Origin of the sequence: Bilifractor sp. LCP21S3_A7, assembly GCF_052118825.1 — a bacterium.
Classification (GTDB): Bacteria; Bacillota; Clostridia; order Lachnospirales; family Lachnospiraceae; genus Bilifractor.
Window position 1 is genome coordinate 27,055 of sequence record NZ_JBQKGL010000016.1, and the last position, 15,827, is coordinate 42,881.

Sequence of the window (15,827 nt, forward strand, 5' to 3'; positions counted from 1 at the left end):
TTTTCTCCTAGAATTTGCGTTTCACTCATCTGAGATCTGACTCTCCAATCACAATTCGGGATCCACCCAGTGTTCCAGCTCATCTCTGAGGGCATCGAGGAGCTGATTCTCCGGAACCTTACGGATGATTTCACCCCTGCGGATCAACAGTCCCTCGCCCTTTCCTCCGGCGATTCCCAGATCCGCCTCTCTCGCTTCCCCGGGTCCGTTTACAACGCATCCCATCACCGCCACCTTCAGATTCAGCGGATAGTTCTCTGTCATCTTTTCCACTTCATTTGCCAGATGGATCAGATCGATCTGCGTTCGTCCGCAGGTCGGACAGGATACCACCTCAATGCCTCCCTTCCGAAGTCCGAGCGTCCGAAGGATAAACTTTGCGGTCCGGATCTCCTCAAGAGGATCTCCCGTCAGCGATACACGGATGGTATCACCGATTCCCTGATACAGAATGATTCCAAGTCCGATCGCCGATTTCAGATTGCCGGAATAAAGTGTCCCGGCCTCGGTGATGCCCACATGAAGCGGGTGATCGGTCCTTTTCGATATCAACTCATGCGCCTTCGCGCACATCATGACATTCGACGACTTGATGCTGATGACGAGGTTATCATACCCCATGTTCTCAATGATGGCAGTCTGCTTCAACGCGCTTTCCACAAGCGCCTCAGCAGTTACACCTCCGTACTTCTCCAGCAGATCCTTCTCCAGAGAGCCGCTGTTAACTCCGACACGGATCGGAATTTTCCTCTCCTTCGCGCAGTCTACCACCGCGCGCACCCTGTCGGAGCTTCCGATATTCCCGGGATTGATACGTACCTTGTCCGCTCCGTGCTCCATCGCCGCAATCGCCAGCCGGTAATCAAAATGAATATCCGCAACAAGCGGTATCGTGATCTGCTTTTTTATCTCTGTGAGAGCCTCCGCGGCTTCCATCGTCGGAACCGTGCAGCGAATGATATCGCATCCCGCCTTTGTCAGCGCCCGGATCTGTGCAACCGTCGCTTCCACATCCTCCGTCCTCGTATTTGTCATGGACTGAATCAGGATCGGATTTCCACCGCCGATCACTCTGTCTCCGATGCGTACTGTCTTCGTCTTCATCATAAAATCCTTTCGTTTGCTGCAGCATCTGCCTCTGCCTTCTGCCCTCTACATTTCAGGAAACGCGGTGTGATACTTCCTGCGGTATTTTCGAAAAACAAACTCGATATCAAAGCAGGTCTGTTCCTCGCTTTCCTCTGCCAGTTCCCATTCCGGCATATAATCCAGATTTGGAAAATAACAGTCCGCCTGGTAAATCAAATTAACCCGCGTCGCCAGAACCTCATCACAGAATGGAAGCATCAGTTCATATACCGAGGTGCCTCCGATGATAAAGATCTCATCCGTATTATACTTCTTCAGCTCCTCTAAGAGTTCTCTTTTGCTCCGGACTACAACAGCACCTGCCGGATGAAAATTCGGATCTCTGGACAAAACAATGTTCACCCTTCCCTCCAGAGGCCGACCGCCCGGAAGTCCGTCGAAGGTTCTTCTTCCCATCACCACGACATGACCGATCGTCGTATCCCGAAAAAACTTCATATCAGAAGGGATGTTCACCAGAAGATGTCCCTGATTCCCGATTCCCCATTTCTGATCTGCACAAACAATCGCTTTCACTATCCAAACACCTCATCATTGTACAATCTCTTAAAAAACGCACACAGGATCGCCGTGCCTGACTGCGATTCGCTCTTTTCATAAACGAGATAAAACACGCTGCGCGAGTTTTATCTCGCTATCGCGACGCTCGCCGCACACGAATACTTCGCATTCGGCTGCGGCTCACTGTTCGCGTAAATAAAAAAAGACCTGTTTCTCACAGATCTTCTGCCGGCCGCAACGGTCAGATAACAAGGCTGCCATCCTGAAGATCCCCGCTGCTCCTGCAGGCATTTCCATTCAGCTTCTATTCTATAAATCGTTCCAAAGGTTGTCAACCGGAAGGCATACCTGCCATACATTTTTCAAATGGCAAACCGGACTTGCGCGCAAAGATACCATCATCAGGTTTGTCGCGGCATTCGCCCCACCGCTTCACACCTTGTGTGAGCGGATGAGGCTTTCTGCTCCGGCCGGATCAGGACCAGCTTGCTGCATTTTTATCCGAACAGATCTCAAACATCGTCTTGCCGGGATTCAGCATGATCTTATTGCCATTGCTGTCAAAATATTCAGTATTGTCATTCTGATCGGCTTTCTCCCATGTAATCGGAATCGCTTTTCCGTCTGTGAAGAATACGCCGGTCCCGGAGGTGAACAGATTCATATCGAGATGCACATTATCGTCCAGATGCCACTGACTGACATACTGTACGATGATGTTTTTGAACTTCAGCTGCTCACCCGTCTCCTGGTCTATGTGCTCCGAGCCGTACTCATACCGATAGTACTGCCGGTCCTCTGTATTGAACACAAAATAGGGATCATCGTACTTGAACGGAATGTGAACGGTATTCGCAACTTCTCCGCCGATGTCCGTATCCGCGGTATTAAACGCAAGATTCGGCGCGTAGCCCTCGGGGTAAGCCCTGTTATAGCCAAGGCTGTCTGCGTCACCTGTCAGAGAGGATCCTGCGACATAAACATTGTGAGGTGCCTTGCGGTCCTCCGAGCGGTAAAACCCGCCCGCAGTCATTCCATTGATGTCCTCCATGTTCTGAGAAGTGATCAGATCCTGTGCCTGCTGACTCCAGCCGTAATGAGAATAGACCGCCTCGTTATCCATCGCAAAATATACAAAATACGGGCGCGCACTTCTCACAGGTCCGATCTTCCCGATATTGGAAGGATCCTGGAACACTGCCATCAGACGTGTGATATTTCCCTCTACTTCAATTTCATACAAGAGGTCCGCCTGATTGATGCCGGATTGTGGCACCGCCGGCTGCAGGTTATTGATCATGATCGCTATCGGTCTTCTGGACCCTGCGGCAGTATCTATCGGTTCTCCGGTCAGGTAACTGTACATCTGCCCTTCCGGAAGTGTACTCTCCGACTTCGGAGCTTCCGTCGGAGTCTCCTCAGGCGTCGAAGTCGGTGTCGCAGAAGGCGTAACCGTCGGAGTGCCGGTCGGTGATGGCGTAGCGGTGACCAGTGCTACCGAGTCATCAACAGTTTCCGCCTTCCCGCACCCTGCGGCAAGCCCTGCGCCAATCGTCAGACATAACAAAGCCATAATATATTTCTTTCTCAATCGTTCAAATCCCCCAATTCCTGTCTTTGTAAGGATATCCTCCATCTCTGCAAAGATATCCTGATGCCAGTGTTGATGCTGTTATCTCTGCACCGATACCTTGCACGGACAGCCTCTGTACCAATGCCTCCTGCAGGCAGCTGCGTACCGCGCACAGCCAACAGCCAACAGCCAACAGCCAACAGCCAACAGCCAACAGCCAACAGCCAACAGCCAACAGCCAACAGCCAACAGCCAACAGCCAACAGCCAACAGCCAACAGCCAACAATCACATTATAGTTCATCACGCATGATATGGCAAGTTGTTCAAAGGATTGCCCTGTCATTTATATTTTATTATGCGTTTTTACTATTTTCGTTGACTGTTTCGTACAAAAACAGATATTTACTCACCTCCAGTACTCCAACCCGGATACTTTTTTATGCTTCATCTTTATCAAGCTGAGAGGTGCAGTGCGGACATCTTGTAGCCTCAAGCGGAATCTCAGACTTGCAATACGGGCAGATCTTAGTGACCGGTTTTTCCTCTTCCTTCTGCTTTCCGACAAGTTTGTCGGCGCCCTCATGCATTTTGTTGATCGTTTTAATTACCATGAACAGCACCAGCGCGATGAGCAGGAAATTGATAACGGCAGCAATAAATGTGCCAAGTCCAAGCACCGGTGCATCCTTTCCGGCGCCCATCGTAATATTCCACTGATCAAAGCTGATGCCGCCTGTTATCACAGAGATCAACGGCATAATGATATTGTTCACCAGCGCATTTACAATGGCGGTAAAAGCACTGCCAATGATAATGCCGACCGCCATATCCATGACATTGCCGCGCGAAATAAACGCCTTAAATTCCTTCATAAATCCCTTCATTGATTCTTCCTCCTCTGGGCTGTACCAGTTGTTTCTACCGGTGTTCTGCACGTACCGGTTTAATCTGATTATAATCAATTCTCCTGTGCCGCACAACGCAAAAAATAAACTCCTGTGGCAAGGCCACAGAGGCCTTGCACACAGGAGTTTACAATTGTCTATCAGAGCTGCGGACCAGCGGAAACCAGTGCCTTACCTGCTTCGTTACCCTCATATTTTGCAAAGTTCTTGATGAATCTCGCCGCAAGGTCCTTTGCCTTCTCATCCCAATCAGATGCAGAAGCATAGGTATCGCGAGGATCAAGAATGCTGCTGTCAACACCCGGAAGCTCTGTCGGTACCTCAAAATCGAAGTACGGGATCTTCTTTGTCGGTGCCTTCAGAACATCCCCGTTCAGGATGGCATCAATGATACCACGGGTATCCTTGATGGAGATACGTTTTCCGGTTCCGTTCCATCCGGTATTAACAAGATAAGCCTTTGCTCCGCTCTGCTCCATTCTCTTGACCAGTTCCTCTGCATATTTGGTCGGATGCAGTTCAAGGAATGCCTGTCCGAAGCACGCTGAGAAGGTCGGTGTCGGCTCAGTGATTCCACGCTCGGTTCCTGCAAGCTTTGCAGTGAATCCGGACAGGAAATAATATTTTGTCTGTTCCGGTGTCAGAATAGATACCGGCGGAAGAACTCCGAATGCATCGGCAGAAAGGAAGATGACATTCTGTGCTGCCGGGCCGTGAGAAATCGGCTTTACAATCTTCTCAATGTGATCGATCGGATAGGACACACGGGTGTTCTCTGTGACACTCTTGTCCGTGAAATCAATCTTTCCGTTCTTGTCTACCGTTACGTTCTCAAGAAGAGCATCTCTTCTGATTGCGTTATAGATATCCGGCTCAGAATCCTTGTCCAGGTTGATAACCTTTGCGTAGCATCCGCCCTCATAGTTGAATACTCCGTTGTCGTCCCAGCCGTGCTCATCATCACCGATCAGCAGACGCTTCGGATCAGTGGAAAGTGTCGTCTTGCCGGTTCCGGACAGGCCGAAGAATACAGCTGTGTTCTTGCCGTTCAGGTCTGTATTCGCGGAGCAATGCATGGATGCGATGCCCCTCAGCGGCATGAAGTAGTTCATCATAGAGAACATACCCTTCTTCATCTCTCCGCCGTACCAGGTATTGATAATAACCTGCTCCTTGGAGGTAACGTTGAAGACAACGGCTGTCTCGGAGTTCAGGCCAAGCTCTTTGTAATTCTCAACTTTTGCCTTGGATGCGTTGTAGACAACGAAATCCGGCTCAAAGTTTGCCTCTTCCTCAGCATTCGGCTTGATGAACATATTTCTTACGAAATGTGCCTGCCATGCAACTTCCATGATGAAACGGACAGCCATTCTGGTGTCCTTGTTCGCGCCGCAGAAACCATCAACGACATAGAGCTTCTTGTTGGAGAGCTCCTTCTTCGCGATTTCCTTAACTGCCTTCCATGCCTCAGGAGAAGCCGGATGGTTGTCATTCTTGTACTCGTCGGATGTCCACCATACTGTGTCCTTCGAGTTCTCATCCATAACGATGAATTTATCTTTAGGAGAACGTCCGGTGTAAATACCGGTCATAACATTAACCGCGCCGAGCTCAGTAACCTGACCCCTGTCATATCCGGTGAGTTCCGGCTTTGTCTCCTCCTCAAACAGCTTCTCATAGGATGGATTGTATACGATTTCTGTTGTTCCGGTAATGCCGTACTTTGTTAAATCTACGTTAGCCATTGAATTGCTTCCTCCTTTTACAGAAATACTCATGAATCACCCGGTATCTGGAAGTCGTTCCCAGGTTTCCCGCATCTTCCGCGTCTTCAGCAGAGCGGAACGATAAACAGCTTCTCCGATATCTGTGTGATCAAATATAACTGCGTAATCTTCTACGGAAATCATTTTACATGATTCCAACCTTAATGTCACCAACATTCGTCAAAACTGTGGTTTTCGACAAAAATTTGTCAATTGTATCCTGAAAAATACATTTTTTCACAATGAATACCTGCCGGTTGCTAAAATGCAAGCAACACAGCAATTCTGAAGCTGACGGCTTCATCCATATAACTGCCACCTTTGAGAATACCTCTTTTCCTTCATAATCAGGAAGGAATCGGGCTGCCGGATCGTTCCTGTCCTCTCAGGATAATCTTCGGTCCTCCGGTATGCTCTACATATTCCTTTGTCACCACAACCTCACTGATGTTGTCATCCTTTGGGATCTCATACATGATATCCAGCATAAAATCCTCAATAATTGCCCGAAGCGCACGGGCACCGGTATCTTTATCAAGGGCCTTCTTTGCAATGGAATGCAGCGCACCGTCGTCAAAGACAAGCTTCACCCCGTCAAGCGCAAGAAGCTTCTCATATTGCTTCAGTATCGCGTTTCTGGGCTCACGAAGAATCTTAACGAGCATATCCTCGGTGAGGCTCTCGAGAGAGAAAATAATCGGAAGCCTTCCAAGGAACTCCGGAATCATTCCGAAGGCCCGGAGATCTTCATTCGTTACCTTCTGCAGAATATCAGGGTCCTCTTCATACCGGTCCTTCAGTTCTGCCTGGAATCCCATGGACGATGTGCGGTTCAGGCGCTCCCGTATCACATCCTCGAGGTCCGGAAAGGCGCCGCCACAGATAAAGAGAATGTTCTTCGTGTTCACCGTCTCAAGAGGAACCATGGCGTTCTTGCTTGTGGCCCCTACCGGAACCTCTACCTCACTTCCCTCAAGAAGCTTCAGAAGGCCCTGCTGAACTGCCTCGCCGCTCACATCTCTCTGACTGGTATTTTTCTTTTTGGCAATTTTGTCGATCTCATCGATGAAAATGATGCCGTGCTCCGCGCGGTCCACATCATTGTCTGCCGCCGCGAGAAGCTTCGACACAACGCTTTCGATATCATCTCCGATATATCCGGCCTCTGTCAGACTCGTGGCATCCGTAATGGCCAAGGGCACATCCAGCAGTTTTGCCAGCGTCTGAACCAGATAAGTCTTTCCGGACCCGGTCGGACCGATCATCAGCATATTTGATTTCTCGATCTCTGTCCCGTCCTTCATCTGCTCCGGAGTCTGAAGAATTCTCTTGTAGTGGTTATACACTGCAACAGACATCACCTTCTTTGCATGCTCCTGACCGATGACATATTCATCCAGTTTAGCCTTAATGATATGCGGTCTCGGCACATCCTGCATTGTGAGCTTCTTTCTTGGTGTCTTCTGTTTTTCCTTCTTTTTATGGTCGCGGGCAGGCATGCCGAAACCAAGTCCGGACAAATCGATCATGCCGATGTTAGGCGGAAGCTTGCTCAGCATCTCATTCATTCCGGGATTCTGTATTGCCTCGAATCCCTTCTGCATGCAGTCCGTACAGATGTACATCCCGCCGGGCAGTTCGATCTGCTTCCCCGTGCTGCTTTCCGGACGATGACACATCATGCAGTAATGCCCGCTGTGACGTTTTTCTTCATCGTCCGTATCCTCTTCCCGCGTTTTCCATGTTCCGGCAGAAACGGATGTATTTTTTCCGTCCCCATTTACCTCGTCCGGAGTTTTTTTGTTCTGGCCCTTATCAGCCGCATCCCCTTCATCCGCATTCTTCTCCCCGGAATCCGGCACTTCCCGAAAATCTCCGTCAATAATATCCTTATCGTCAATCATAATTATCCTCTCAGTATCCGAAAATTTGTCCAAAGATATCTCCGCTGTTGTCGTTTCCGCCCGGCTCTGTTCCCGGCATACCCGAAGAATTGTTATCCTGTCCCTGGTCCTGCGAATCCGGATTCTGAATGCTGCTGATCGCATCACTTGTTCCCAGAGTTACCTTCACCGTCTGTTCCTTATAGGAGCTCCCGCTCGCCCGCTGTATCACAACCGGAACTTCCTCACCCGAAGAATAATACTTCAGCCGGTTTTCCAATTTGGAATATGAAGTAACACTCTTGCCGTCAAATTTTGTAATCACATCTCCCTTCCGGATTCCCGCCTGATCCGCAGGTCCTCCGGATACCACAGAGGTAACACAGACGCCCTCCGGCATGTTATAGATCTGTGAGTACTCGCTGGTGACATCTGCGCATGTGATTCCCAGATAGCCTCTCTCATCGTCATCCAGCCGTGTTCTGGTGTTCTCATTCATGAGATCCTCCAGAATCGGTTCCGCCTTTGCCATGGGGATTGCAAAACCCACATTATCTACAGAAGCCTGTGAGCCATTACCACTTCGCTTCGCCTCATTAATGCCGACCAGCTCTCCTTTCATATTCAGGAGCGCCCCTCCTGAATTTCCGGAGTTGATGGCAGCATCTGTCTGAATCAGGCCGTCTGAATTGAATGTATTTGTGCCATCAGACAGCTGAAGCGACCGGTTAAGCGCACTGACATATCCGCTTGTCACCGACTGGCCGTATCCGAGCGCATTTCCGATAGCCACCACCTGCTGACCCAGAACAAGCTTATCAGAATCCCCGACGGTTGCCACACGGATCTGACCCATTGTATCATCCGAGATATCCGAGAGTTTTACCGCAACCACTGCAAGATCATGATCCTCGTCAAATCCCTTGATCTGTGCGGAAATAACCGACTCATCCACAAACCCTACGGATACCTGCGTCGCGCCTTCTATCACATGATTATTTGTAGCGATCAGGAGCTCTGAATCATTTTCTCCGATAATAACGCCCGTGCCGGCTCCCTGGACCTGATATTTCTGTGTGCCTCCGAAAAAGCTCTGCATCTCTTCTACGGACATGGTAGAAATCGTCACTAGCGACGGCATAGCGGCCGATGCGACCTCAGCGACCGACATCTCCTGATCCTTGCCTGTAGACGCAATATCCGGCGTAAGCGCTGTCCCGGAAGAAGCCGTGACATTTTCCGTCTCATCCGAAGCATCCTTGCCGGAATGGTTCGGGGTATCTGTTTTTTCTCCTGCCGATGCTGATGAATAGACCGGATGGATCCGATTGCCGATATAATTAACGCCATAGGCAACCAGCCCCGCAATCAAACCGAACACCACTGCCATGGCTGCAACGCTTGCCCATTGTATGCCGCTGCGTCGGGGTCGTTTCACCCGGTGATCCTGATCAAGATTTTTCCGTGCTTTCCGGTCCCTTCGACTGCTCCCAGCCGAATAATCAGAATAGTCATTTCTGCCCCGGCCGGACCAGGGATCTCTCCATCCCTCCTCCTGATGAGCGTCGGCATCTTCTTCCCCTCTGTGCTGTTCTCCGTTTCCGGTATGGTCACTGTATCTCCAGTAATTTCCGTCACCTCCGCCGGACCAGGGATTATTTCCTGTCTGTTCCGATCCACCCTGCCGGAGTTTGGGATTCACCCAGCTGTAGGTCGTCTTCGCTTCCGCATCCCGATTTCCGCTCTTTTCCTTTTGAGACGAATCTGGTGTTCCGGTGTTCTCTTCCGATGACGAAACGGAATTTCTATCGTTGTGTATATCACTCATATGCAAGCTCCTCCGTTCTCAACGCCAGTATAGCGTGAAAGCCCATTGATATACGTATTTTACCCGTTATTTGTGTAAAATATGTGAAAACAGTAATCGAAACTGCGGTAATCCTCTGTGCTGCGAACACATACCGGATGGCCCTACTGATGTAGGAAATATGTGTGAGGCAATCATCTGCGTGTCGCATCAGCATAGCTTATTTACATGGTCTGCCCTCCACTTTATGCCATATTGGCACAGATGAAACCCCATGCACTTTGTCATGACATGCATGGCATAAGCTCCACCTTATGCCATATCGGCACAGATGAGACTCGCCGCATGTGCAGAGAATGCCCCGGCAGCCGTTTCCATACGGCTTTCCGGGGCATTCTTGTCACCTTCTGCTATGCATTTCTCATATCCATGCGCATCTGGATAATAGTATCAGGGTAACAGTATCTGTATAATCGATACGATTGCCTTCCATTAAACGCTAACAATCGATACGGTCACCTTCCATTATCCGCTTATATCCGTTTCTCATGCCCACGTCCAGCAGCATACCGGGCCATCGGCAGGCACCTTTACCTCTTCCGGAGAGGAACAGCCTCCGTTTCCTCCGAAAATACCTTTGCAACCGCATCCAGGGCCTCTTTCTCATCGCAGCCTCTGCAGCAAAGTACAACCTCATCTCCATCCTGCAGACCTGCCGCAAGCAGACTGAGTACACTTCTGGCATTTGCTGTGGAAAGACCTCCGTTGTATTCTAGAAGGATCTCGGATTGAAAACGGAGCGCCGTCTCGCTGATCCTGCCGGCGGGTCTCAGATGCAGCCCGTTTTTTCCTTTTATTACCATTGTTCTGCTGACCATTTCTGTTTCCTGCTGCATATATCTGCCGGGCACTTGCCGGAATGCTTTTCTCATGTGCTCATAACGGCTGCCTACGAACTGGTTCCGCCTTTATCACTCCCGGAAGAGGAGCTTGCTGTCGCCTTTTCCTTCAGATGTACCGGTATCGAAACCTCATCATCCAGCGATACTCCCGCCGGAAGCACAAACGATACATTTACGGCATAATCGCCTGTATCCTTGCCCTTGAGATCGATGGAAGCCTTGATGTCTGACGTCTTCAGATCATCGATCACAGATCCCGCTCCGTTCAGCCGCACCTGTATGCTGGTCTGGTCATACGAGATCGTCAGATCCGGATCCAGGTTGTTTGTAGCGATATCATCCACATCCAGCGTGAATTCCTTGGTTTCGTCCGAAAGAATCGTAACGGTTACCGTGACCGTCCCTGCCGTGCTCGATGCCAGCCGCAGACCGTCCGGAAGCACGTCACTGAGTTCAACTTCCGCCGTAACATCCGAGGAGGCATCTGACACAGATACATACCCCTCCGGAATCGTGATAATATTCCCGTTTGCCGCAAGCTGGTTCAGTGCGTCGTCTGTTCCAACCACGGTAATTGTCTCCGGTGTCGTGCTCACAGCCGTTACGTTATATCCCTCGGCCGGTTCTCCGGAGTACTCAACCTTCATCCCAACACCGGATTGCTTCTTCCACAAATCTACATATACCGAAACATCCGGCACACCGCCATCGAACGTCAGATCATCCTGAACTGTCTCCTGGGACAGCGCTTCGCCGTTCTTGTCCATGATCTCGAGCTCTGCCTTTCGGTTTCCATCCTGCGTCATGCCTGTGACGTCAATCTTGGCGACCACGCTGTCAATCTCATTGATGATGGATTCCGGTCCGTTGATCACTATTTTCTCCGGATTCGGAGTCGCGATTCCCACCTCGTAACTGGATCCCGGAACCGAACTTCCTGTGTCCACACTCACAGCGAATTCCTTGCTCGCGACATCTTCAATCGTAATCGGTATTGCCGTTCTGGACAGTGTCACATTTGAAGCCGAAATACCGGGAACAGTGACCGATAATGGAACCATGACAGGATCGCGGTCAAGATCAACAATCTGCGTCAGGTCGGCCGTAACGGTGATATTGTCCGCGGAGATTTTCTTCAGCTCCGACCGGTTTCCCTTCACATACACGGTAACTGTCTTGTACTGATCCTCGATCATGTAGATCTGTTTTCCGTTTGAGATGTACGATTCATTCGCCACCGTAATGTGAACACTGTAAGACTCTGTCTCCACAGGATCATTGATGTCCACTACCGAGTACCAGATGACAATCGCTATCAGTAATGCCAGCAGCTTGTATCCGATATTGGAACGCAGACTAGCTAGGATTCTTCGTATCACGGTTTCTGCGTCCCCCTTTCAGTATGCGGATTTTATCATTGTACAGCACCTGGACATCCTGCAGAACCTCGCGCAGCTGGCTCGGAGAAATCGCCGTGTGAAGCCGTCCATTCATGGCGTAGGATACGCTCCCGGTCTCCTCCGACACAATGATCGTCAGAGAATCTGTGATCTCGCTGATACCGACACCGGCGCGGTGTCTGGTACCGAGTTTTTTGCTCAGCTCCATATTGTCAGAGAGCGGCAGATAGCAGGTAGCTGCCGCAATCCGGTCATTCTGAATAATAACCGCGCCGTCATGAAGCGGGGTGTTATGTTCGAAAATATTAATCAGCAGCTGACCCGACACAATAGCGTCCAGACGAATACCGGTGCTGATATACTCATCCAGCAGCGTCTCCTTCTCGATAACGATCAGAGCGCCTGTCTTCACATCACCCATTTCAAAACAGGCCCTGACCAGCTCGTTTATCGTGTGGTTACTGAATCGCTTATTGTCCTCACCGGTTTTGCTGATGGAAAAAAAGGAGCGCAGTACGTTGCTGTGTCCCATCTGCTCCAGTACTTTTCGGAGCTCTGGCTGAAAGATGATGACAATTGCCGTAAAAGCGACAACGCTCAGATTGCCGAGAAGCCAGACGATCACTTCCATATGCAGAATGTTCGCGACAATGACAAACGCTCCGATAAACAGAATTCCCTTCAGCAGAGTGTACGCGCGGGTGTTCCTCATCCAGATGATCAGCCGGTAGATCAGAAAAGCCAGAAGCAGAATCTGGATAATATCAATGACCTGAATTGTCTTTGGCGGCTTCAGCCATGAAAGGATGTAATACTGAAACCTGCTCAGAAAAGCATTCATATGATTCTCCTTCTTCTCTGACTTAAGCCGGATGACGCCCGGAGCAATCCTCAGCCTGTACAGCCTGTGGCAGAAAACAGCCTGCAGCCATGTACAACAATATGGCACATCCGTTTACCTTCTGATGATCCTGGTCTGTCCCATATCCTCTTCCCGGGCGTTTGCTTCATCTCCGGCTTTTGCTTCATCTCCGCTCTCAGGAGAAACCGGATCCAGTCGGATTGTCTCTCCCCCAATGTCCGAATTCCTGTCCTTATGAGCATCTGCACGAGTCTGACGGTCCTCACTGTCTACGGTAAGGTTTATGGTTGTCATCTTCTCATCTTTGTCTGTGTTCCGGGCAGTACCAGGTGTAGAACCGTCAAGGCCATTTTTCCGGCCGTTCTGGTTTGTATTCAGAGATTTCAGGGATTCTTCGAGCCTGGACTGAAGATTGATCCCCTCAAATTTCTTCTCATAGATATTGTTCTCCCGGGTGACAAAACGCTTCTCATCCGCGTCTGCCTCCACCTCTTCCGTTTCGTCCTCTTCCTCTTCGAGATTATATCTCGGTCTGCGCTTTGGAGTCACCTTTACATAATAATAGTTGTTGTCGTCCTCAAACTGAAGGAACTCCGTGTGGGAATAGTCCGCATTATAGCAGAAAAATTCAAAGACAAATGCGACGGCAGCTGAGATTGCGGTTTCGATCACGGTCATCACAAGATTTATCTTCACATTCAGAATGCTGGCACCGGCAATCATCAGTCCGAGATATATAATCGCGCTGACGATGATGCTGATCTCCCAGGCATGGCTGCTGACCAGCTCCCGGATGCAGGTAACAATCAAAAATACCACCACGAATGTCACAAGCATGAGAATCGTCTTCGAATTCATCATCGCGCCGGGTATTGCCTGAACAATGTCAATCATACTGGCACCTTTTGTATTCGCGACCGCTTCGACGGTATCCGGAAGACCGTTTACAAAGGACCAGGAGAGCACGCTGAAGATCAGCGTGATTGCCGACACCGGACCTCGCATAAGCCCCAGCACAACAGGAACCGTCATCGGCATGTGCAGAGCTCCCGCCACCGGCGTAAGAATAATCGCCAGCGCATCCTTCGGAACAAAGCGGAAGTACAGAAGCAGCATCAGCAGATAAAGCACAACAGCGAATGCGCCGACTCCGACATTCAATCCAAAGCTGTTCGCTACAATCAGCACGGTACCGATAAAGACGATCCCGTTAACCGGAAGGATCGCGCAGATAACAGACAGAATGATTATCACGAGAAGATTGTTCAACTGACTCACATATCCGATCTTGTCATTCAGTGTAATAAACGTGATCACCGCCAGCGCAAACCGGAAAAGCGGACGTATATATACGTCATAATCCGTGTAAAAACGGATCAGTCTCTCTCTTAACTCAAGCAATTCGTTCATTCTTCCTCTTCCTCCTGCTTTTCCCGTTCGCTGCTTTCCTCGTGATATCCCCGCCGGTACATGCGTCCCAGCCTTGCGAGAGCGCGCTCATATTCTTCCATGTCGTTCTGCATCCGAACATAGCGGATCCGCGCCAGTATATAAGCGATGACAGAATAGATACCTACGAAAATAACATAGCTCACAATCAGCACCGCAATAACAGGCCGGATATCCCCGGCATTCAGCCGGGATAAGAAGGTATCCATATTTGCCAGCATCAGTACGCCGAGCAGCAGAATATACGCAATGGTGCTCAGCAGCAGATTCCGGATCAGCGCAAAAGCCGTATAATCTCTCTGATAATACCGGCTGATCCGGAAAGACCCGTCCGCGTGTTTCTTCTCAAATCTCGCCAGACCGATCATCAGGTACAGTCTTTTCTTGTCAATCATTTTCCTGTCCTCTATATTATGTATAAGCTCTTCGAAAACGCAGACAGGATCGTCACACGCGAAGCGCGTGTAAGAGACTGTATGCGATTTCGAAGGCAACAGGTATGAGGATGAAGCGCGAACGCGCGAAATCCGAATATGCGCGGGCAGTGAGCCACATCCGCTCACACAAAGTGTGAAGCGGTGGGGCGAACGCCGCGTCAGACCGGCGAAGCCGGTCACCTGTAGGATTGCGAGAGTGCGAAGCACGGAGCAATCCGCAGCCTATACAATTTGTGGCACCCCGCTTTCGGGGCATAACGGTATAAAAAAAACATCAGTTTATTTTATCATACTTCCGGAGCCATTGAAAGTGTGTGTTCTGACGCCTGCTTTCCCCTACAACCCGTCTGAATCAGTCATACACTTTGACCCGGCGCTATGGATACGCAGGCAAACCATATCCTGCATGCCCCGGCTTTCGCTGCCGTCTCCGCAAGCGCATCCAGCGTTGCCCCTGTGGTATAGATGTCGTCAACCAGAAGCACCCTCTCCGGCAGGCTTACACCGTCTCTCGCCGCAAATGCACCTGAAAGATTTTTTCTCCTCATCGAAGGAGTAAGCCCTTTCTGCGGCCGGGTGTTTTTTCTCCGGTATATTTCATTCGTCGCACAGGGAATTCCGAGTTTCTCCGAAAGATGCCGGCCAACCTCTTCCGCCTGATTGTATCCCCGTTTCCGGTACCTGTCCGGATGGATCGGAACAGGAAGAATCAGCTCCGGCTTCCACTCTTTCAGATGTATGCCGCCGTGTTTCCAGATCGCTGTCGCATAAAACCCGGCATATTCTGCCCGGTTTCCGTACTTAAAACGGGTGATCGAATCCTGCACCATCCCCCGATACGTAAAGGGTGCAAAGCCTTGAATAAAGCGGTGCTCTCTTCTCCGGCAATTATCACAGTATTCCGCGGTATCAGACTCCAGAGGTCTTCCGCACTTCATGCAGACCGGTCCTGTGATAAAGTTCAGAATGCCCGCGCATTTCCGGCACAGATATGGCTCTCCGGCAGACAACAGACAATCGCAAAACGGACAGCGGCGCGGATAAAGCAAGCCGGCAATTTTTTCCGCGCGCAGCATTCCGTCCCGCCATATTTCATTCTTTCTCTGCGGGAATCCATCTTCCTTTCTCCTGTCCGGGCTTTTCCGCAAGGCTCTCCCTCCTGTCCGCGTCTCTTTCCGCCGCCCAACACCT

The 15,827-nt window shown here is 50.2% G+C and carries 13 protein-coding genes; all 13 read right to left on the reverse strand.

The features are described 5' to 3' along the window. Positions 1-48: 48 nt before the first annotated feature. Positions 49-1,104 carry a flavodoxin-dependent (E)-4-hydroxy-3-methylbut-2-enyl-diphosphate synthase gene (gene ispG, locus ACTQ1O_RS12845; protein ID WP_441487624.1) on the reverse strand — a complete coding sequence of 352 codons (1,056 nt, stop codon included), beginning with the start codon at positions 1,102-1,104 and terminating at the stop codon, positions 49-51. A 48-nt stretch (positions 1,105-1,152) separates the two neighbouring features. Beyond that, on the reverse strand, positions 1,153-1,665 hold the full coding sequence (locus ACTQ1O_RS12850) for a dihydrofolate reductase (protein WP_441487598.1): 513 nt from the start codon (positions 1,663-1,665) through the stop codon (positions 1,153-1,155). 460 nt (positions 1,666-2,125) lie between these two features. Continuing rightward, positions 2,126-3,223: a DUF3048 domain-containing protein gene (locus tag ACTQ1O_RS12855; RefSeq protein WP_441487599.1), complete on the reverse strand. Its 1,098-nt coding sequence runs from the start codon at positions 3,221-3,223 to the stop codon at positions 2,126-2,128. A gap of 439 nt (positions 3,224-3,662) precedes the next feature. Then, positions 3,663-4,109 carry a large conductance mechanosensitive channel protein MscL gene (gene mscL, locus ACTQ1O_RS12860; RefSeq protein WP_441487600.1) on the reverse strand — a complete coding sequence of 149 codons (447 nt, stop codon included), beginning with the start codon at positions 4,107-4,109 and terminating at the stop codon, positions 3,663-3,665. 161 nt (positions 4,110-4,270) lie between these two features. Beyond that, entirely contained in the window at positions 4,271-5,875 is a 1,605-nt protein-coding gene (pckA, locus tag ACTQ1O_RS12865) for a phosphoenolpyruvate carboxykinase (ATP) (protein WP_441099795.1), read from the reverse strand. 368 nt (positions 5,876-6,243) lie between these two features. Further along, positions 6,244-7,800, reverse strand: a complete 1,557-nt coding sequence (clpX, locus tag ACTQ1O_RS12870; RefSeq protein ID WP_441487601.1) for an ATP-dependent Clp protease ATP-binding subunit ClpX — start codon at positions 7,798-7,800, stop codon at positions 6,244-6,246. Between the two features lie 10 nt (positions 7,801-7,810). Then, a complete protein-coding gene (locus ACTQ1O_RS12875) occupies positions 7,811-9,607 on the reverse strand; it encodes a S1C family serine protease (protein WP_441487602.1) in 1,797 nt (598 codons plus the stop codon). A gap of 569 nt (positions 9,608-10,176) precedes the next feature. Continuing rightward, the gene (locus ACTQ1O_RS12880; RefSeq protein WP_441487603.1) at positions 10,177-10,464 is read right to left on the reverse strand and encodes an HPr family phosphocarrier protein; all 288 of its coding nucleotides are present in this window, start codon (positions 10,462-10,464) and stop codon (positions 10,177-10,179) included. Between the two features lie 71 nt (positions 10,465-10,535). After that, positions 10,536-11,867, reverse strand: coding sequence for a CdaR family protein (locus ACTQ1O_RS12885; RefSeq protein WP_441487604.1), 1,332 nt, complete (start codon positions 11,865-11,867; stop codon positions 10,536-10,538). Next, entirely contained in the window at positions 11,845-12,729 is an 885-nt protein-coding gene (gene cdaA, locus ACTQ1O_RS12890; protein WP_441099801.1) for a diadenylate cyclase CdaA, read from the reverse strand. Before cdaA ends, ACTQ1O_RS12885 begins: the two co-directional genes overlap by 23 nt. Before the next feature lie 114 nt (positions 12,730-12,843). Further along, positions 12,844-14,160, reverse strand: a complete 1,317-nt coding sequence (locus ACTQ1O_RS12895; RefSeq protein ID WP_441487605.1) for a hypothetical protein — start codon at positions 14,158-14,160, stop codon at positions 12,844-12,846. Then, positions 14,157-14,594: a hypothetical protein gene (locus tag ACTQ1O_RS12900; protein ID WP_441487606.1), complete on the reverse strand. Its 438-nt coding sequence runs from the start codon at positions 14,592-14,594 to the stop codon at positions 14,157-14,159. The genes ACTQ1O_RS12895 and ACTQ1O_RS12900 overlap by 4 nt, the downstream gene beginning before the upstream one ends. Positions 14,595-14,992: 398 nt before the next feature. Next, positions 14,993-15,784, reverse strand: a complete 792-nt coding sequence (locus tag ACTQ1O_RS12905; RefSeq protein WP_441487607.1) for a ComF family protein — start codon at positions 15,782-15,784, stop codon at positions 14,993-14,995. Positions 15,785-15,827 lie beyond the last annotated feature (43 nt).

What these genes read in the sequence shown, in the direction of transcription:
- pckA (WP_441099795.1), bottom strand. Translation starts at nt 5,875, where the DNA reads ATGGCTAACGTAGATTTAACAAAGTACGGCATTACCGGAACAACAGAA.
- ACTQ1O_RS12880 (WP_441487603.1), bottom strand. Translation starts at nt 10,464, where the DNA reads ATGGTCAGCAGAACAATGGTAATAAAAGGAAAAAACGGGCTGCATCTG.
- ispG (WP_441487624.1), bottom strand. Translation starts at nt 1,104, where the DNA reads ATGAAGACGAAGACAGTACGCATCGGAGACAGAGTGATCGGCGGTGGA.
- ACTQ1O_RS12895 (WP_441487605.1), bottom strand. Translation starts at nt 14,160, where the DNA reads ATGAACGAATTGCTTGAGTTAAGAGAGAGACTGATCCGTTTTTACACG.
- ACTQ1O_RS12900 (WP_441487606.1), bottom strand. Translation starts at nt 14,594, where the DNA reads ATGATTGACAAGAAAAGACTGTACCTGATGATCGGTCTGGCGAGATTT.
- mscL (WP_441487600.1), bottom strand. Translation starts at nt 4,109, where the DNA reads ATGAAGGGATTTATGAAGGAATTTAAGGCGTTTATTTCGCGCGGCAAT.
- cdaA (WP_441099801.1), bottom strand. Translation starts at nt 12,729, where the DNA reads ATGAATGCTTTTCTGAGCAGGTTTCAGTATTACATCCTTTCATGGCTG.
- ACTQ1O_RS12875 (WP_441487602.1), bottom strand. Translation starts at nt 9,607, where the DNA reads ATGAGTGATATACACAACGATAGAAATTCCGTTTCGTCATCGGAAGAG.
- clpX (WP_441487601.1), bottom strand. Translation starts at nt 7,800, where the DNA reads ATGATTGACGATAAGGATATTATTGACGGAGATTTTCGGGAAGTGCCG.
- ACTQ1O_RS12855 (WP_441487599.1), bottom strand. Translation starts at nt 3,223, where the DNA reads ATGGCTTTGTTATGTCTGACGATTGGCGCAGGGCTTGCCGCAGGGTGC.